Source organism: Salicola sp. AFF1 (assembly GCF_056783195.1).
In genome coordinates this window covers 1-3,774 of record NZ_JBXAYL010000060.1, presented here as the reverse complement: position 1 = coordinate 3,774, position 3,774 = coordinate 1, and the positions used below count along the sequence as shown (strand labels likewise).

Below are 3,774 nucleotides of genomic sequence, written 5' to 3'. Positions count from 1 at the left end.
TCATTTGGATTATTGCCACAGTGGCGTTTTCAATCCCCCTCATGCTTGCTGGCAGTTTAGTCGTCCTGGGGGTTTATGGCTGCTGGCCTGTAGGAGCATACCGTGGTGCCAGCGGCTGCTTGGGCCAAGTGCAGCCAGAGTTCTTGCGTTTTCTTCCGGAATTTCTGGGAATAGTGGCCGGTACGGTCTGGACTTTCAGAAAGAGAAAAGCCGCCAGATAGACTACGTGGCCTAGGTCGAAGATGCTGAAGAGCATGGGGTAATCGAGATCAAGGACGAGTTTGCACCTAGTCCGTAAAGTTATCGATGCCAGCCAACCTTTCAAAAGCCTGCCTCCAGGGCAGCCTCCGGCCCGACGATTTCATGCGATTGTATGCGGATTCAGCCCGCCTCTTGGTTATGACTCGTTGAGTGACCAACGCTTCCACCACCCACAGAGTCCCCCGAACCTCTATGCCCTCTGAAAACGCAGCATTTCGCAGGGCATTATCCCCGGTCAGGAGGGGGCATTGTTCCTGCCTCGCCAGCGCCATTGCGAAACAGTCATTGCTGCCAGGATCTCGGTAGGTCTCTATAAGCCTGTAGGCATCCATCATCGTATCGGGCGTAAGTTCACCCAGCCTCAACCCCATCTCCAGCAAATGAGCATGCTGCTCATCCAGCTCTTCCTCATAGAGGATGTCCGGCGTCATGATTTCGTGAGGAAGCTGGAATAGCTCGGCAATGAGGCCGCCCTCTTCCAGATCAATGAAAATGTTGGCGTCACTGATCAGCAGGGGCATTTACGAAGCCAGCATGCGCTCACGATGGAACGTCATCAGCGGCTTCTTGAGAAGTTCCGCCGCCTTGGACTCCCCAATAATCCCCTCACCCAGGGCGCGATAAACCATCTGGGTGAAAAGGTAACTCTGCTCCTGGGGATAAGGCTCACCGGGCTCGCGCTTACGCCAACCTTTCTGGCTGAAGAGCTTGAAGAGCTGGCCACGACGACTGTCACTGATGATTCCAAGATCGCCGGCCCGGTAGAGACAGGCACCCATGCTGAGCCCATACTCATGCTTGAGCAGAAGCAGCTCCTGAGCCTCCAGGTTCCGGCGATGCTCCCCCAACTGCTGGCGCAGACTGCCTGCGGGCAGCAGGAAAGACGACGCAAAACGGTCGCACGCTTTCTCCTCGTCAACTGACGCATCCAAGCGTTCATTCAGGATCAGATGCCCCAGTTCATGAGCCAGAGTGAAGCGTTGCCGATCTCCCGGCCAATGGCTCGACACAACGATGAATGGCTTGTCCGCAACGGTCGCCTGGAGCCCATCGAACTTCGCCAGATCATCGACCTCGGTCAGGATAACCAGGACTCCACGGCCCTCCAGCTCATCGATCAAGTCCGGAATCGGATTGCGCCCCAGGTCCCACGCATCCCGAACCCGGTCAGCGACAGCCTCAACCTCATCCAGAGCCCCTATCCGGTCAGGCAGAGATTCAGGCAAATGGAAATCGGGCAGTGGGAAATTAGGCCACAGATCCGCGAGTATCTGCCAACGTTCAGCCTGATCCAGCACATCGGCTTCGATGCGCTTGAGCAGGGACGCCGGAGCGGAAGACCGCTTGCGGTACTCCACCCCCTCCAGGTTTACCTTCACCGGACGAAAGAAATACTCACTGCGCACACCGAGCGCTTTCGCGAGCGCAATAAGCACACCGGAATTCGGCATGCTGCGATCTTTCTCATACTTGCTGATCATGGTGGCACTAACGCCAGCCTGCCGGCCCAGTGCATCCATAGAAAGGGCAGCAGCTTTGCGGGCGCGCTGTAAACGCTCACCAATCATGGTGTCTCCAAAGATTGTCGGTTTATAAATTTACCATTTCTGTAAAAATTATAAACCGACAATGCGAAGGCGTCGACCACAAACCCAACCCAATCCTCAGAAAACCCATAAGAGAAACTCAGCGTTAGTCAGCTCCTCTCCTTCCACCGCTTCGGGTGACGACGGCCGTGCATACTAAGGCGTGCATAAGTAGCCGAACATGATTTATAATAACCCTTTATTCGTTCAATGGTAAAGGAAGCGGTTGAGCCAATGCGCGACTCCGATGGCCGTAAACTGGACCACCAAACGCTTGAACAATTGCGGATTCGAGCCGTTCAACGAGTCCAGGAAGGCGAAAGTCCGGAAACGGTTATTAAAGCGCTTGGAATGAGTCGGGCGCGCATTTACGAATGGTTGGCGGCCTATCGCGAAGGCGGTTTCGAGGCGCTTCGAGCCAAGCCGATCTCCGGCCGGCCACGTAAACTCACCGGCGACCAGATTCGGCGACTCTACACGATGATCACCAGTTTCAGCCCCCTGCAACTGGAGTTTGAGTTTGCCCTCTGGACCCGGGATCGGGTCCGTCGTCTGATTCGTCGTGAATTCAACGTCCATCTCAGCGAGGTCTCCGTCGGTCGATTGCTGCGTAACCTTGGCCTGACCCCACAGAAGCCGCTTCACCGGGCTTATCAACAGAAACCAGAAGCGGTAAAACAATGGAAAGAGGAGTCCTTCCCGGAAATCAAAAAGCTGGCAAAGCAGGCCGGGGCCAAAATTTATTTTGGAGACGAGGCCAGCGTGCGCTCTGACTACCACAGCGGCACCACCTGGGCGCCAATGGGCGAGACACCGGTGGTGCGCACCACCGGTTCACGCTTTAGCGTGAACATGATCTCCGCGATCTCGCCGCGTGGCGAGCTGCGATTCAAAGCGATTGATGGGTCCCTAAATGCAGATTCGTTCATCGATTTCCTCAAGGCCCTGGTCAAGGACGCTGACAGCCCGGTGTTTCTGATTCTGGACAACCATCCGGTGCATCACTCCAAACGTGTTCGCCAGTTCGTCGACAGTCTGGAAGGCAAGCTCAGACTGTTCTTTCTGCCGCCGTATTCACCCGAGCTCAATCCGGATGAATCGGTTTGGGGTTACATCAAATATCACCATGTCGGCAAAGCGTCGATTCAAAACCGCCACCAACTGGTCCAAATCGTTTATCAGCAATTGCGGCGATTGCAGAAATTACCGCAACTGCTGAGGTCATTTTTTCAGCATCCCGAACTGGCTTATATCTTAAGCTGATGTTCGCTTACTTTATTTCGGATTAGTAACAGCAATAACCACGACCGTGCCGTCAGCAACCACATAGTGAACGCCAAAAGGAAATTTCCTGATCAGAGCTCGGCGTGAGTCTCTGTGAACGACAGGGTAAAGGGAAGGATTCTCACTGATGCGATTCAGTGTCTGCTCCACCGAATCCATGAATTCATGCCCCAATCCCTGGCGCTGCAACTCATACCATTGGGCTGCGTCTTCAATATCCCTCTCGGCGTCCGGACGAATCCGAACGTTGTAAGTCATAGTCTCCGGCGTATCCCTTCCAGAACTGTTCCAGCATCACTGCCTGATTGGCCATCCTGCTCATAAGCATTCAGCCTTCGATCCAGCTCTTCCCGCTGCGCCTGAGTCAACTCAAGCTTTTGCTGATCCTCAGCGATGCTGTCCCAGACGTCTTCCACGAGCTGGATACGCTCGTCTATGGGCAAGTCTCTGATACCTGGGTTCATAAAACACCTCCTTAACCAAAACGATACCGCACCGAAAAGATAAGGGGAATACTGCACTCAGGGCCTGGGTGCGCTAAAGCGTAGGCCGTTAAACATGTAGCAAAACCGAACCCCATCCCTGGAAAATCCGAATGATGCCCGCCGACCAGTTCCCGGGACTTGGCCGATCCGGTCATGAT

General features: G+C 54.6%; 6 protein-coding genes. 2 read left to right on the top strand and 4 right to left on the bottom strand.

What is annotated here, in order from left to right:
- The coding region (locus AC1RQI_RS16340) for a hypothetical protein (RefSeq protein WP_481905674.1) at positions 1 to 221 on the top strand (221 nt) is incomplete at its 5' end.
- Between the two features lie 66 nt (positions 222 to 287).
- On the opposite strand, the gene AC1RQI_RS16335 is transcribed toward AC1RQI_RS16340, so the two are convergent.
- Complete coding sequence (locus AC1RQI_RS16335) at positions 288 to 782, bottom strand: PIN domain-containing protein (RefSeq protein ID WP_481905673.1); 495 nt, start codon at positions 780 to 782, stop codon at positions 288 to 290.
- Positions 783 to 1,829: a helix-turn-helix domain-containing protein gene (locus tag AC1RQI_RS16330; protein WP_481905672.1), complete on the bottom strand. Its 1,047-nt coding sequence runs from the start codon at positions 1,827 to 1,829 to the stop codon at positions 783 to 785. It lies immediately after the preceding gene.
- A 252-nt stretch (positions 1,830 to 2,081) separates the two neighbouring features.
- On the opposite strand from AC1RQI_RS16330, the gene AC1RQI_RS16325 reads away from it, so the two are divergent.
- Positions 2,082 to 3,110: an IS630 family transposase gene (locus AC1RQI_RS16325; protein ID WP_481905671.1), complete on the top strand. Its 1,029-nt coding sequence runs from the start codon at positions 2,082 to 2,084 to the stop codon at positions 3,108 to 3,110.
- A gap of 12 nt (positions 3,111 to 3,122) precedes the next feature.
- Here the strand turns inward: AC1RQI_RS16325 and AC1RQI_RS16320 are convergent, their stop codons facing one another.
- Together AC1RQI_RS16320 and AC1RQI_RS16315 are read right to left on the bottom strand one after the other, a co-directional pair.
- Positions 3,123 to 3,389 carry a type II toxin-antitoxin system RelE/ParE family toxin gene (locus tag AC1RQI_RS16320; protein WP_481905670.1) on the bottom strand — a complete coding sequence of 89 codons (267 nt, stop codon included), beginning with the start codon at positions 3,387 to 3,389 and terminating at the stop codon, positions 3,123 to 3,125.
- Positions 3,386 to 3,595, bottom strand: a complete 210-nt coding sequence (locus AC1RQI_RS16315) for an addiction module protein (protein WP_481905669.1) — start codon at positions 3,593 to 3,595, stop codon at positions 3,386 to 3,388. Before AC1RQI_RS16315 ends, AC1RQI_RS16320 begins: the two co-directional genes overlap by 4 nt.
- Positions 3,596 to 3,774 lie beyond the last annotated feature (179 nt).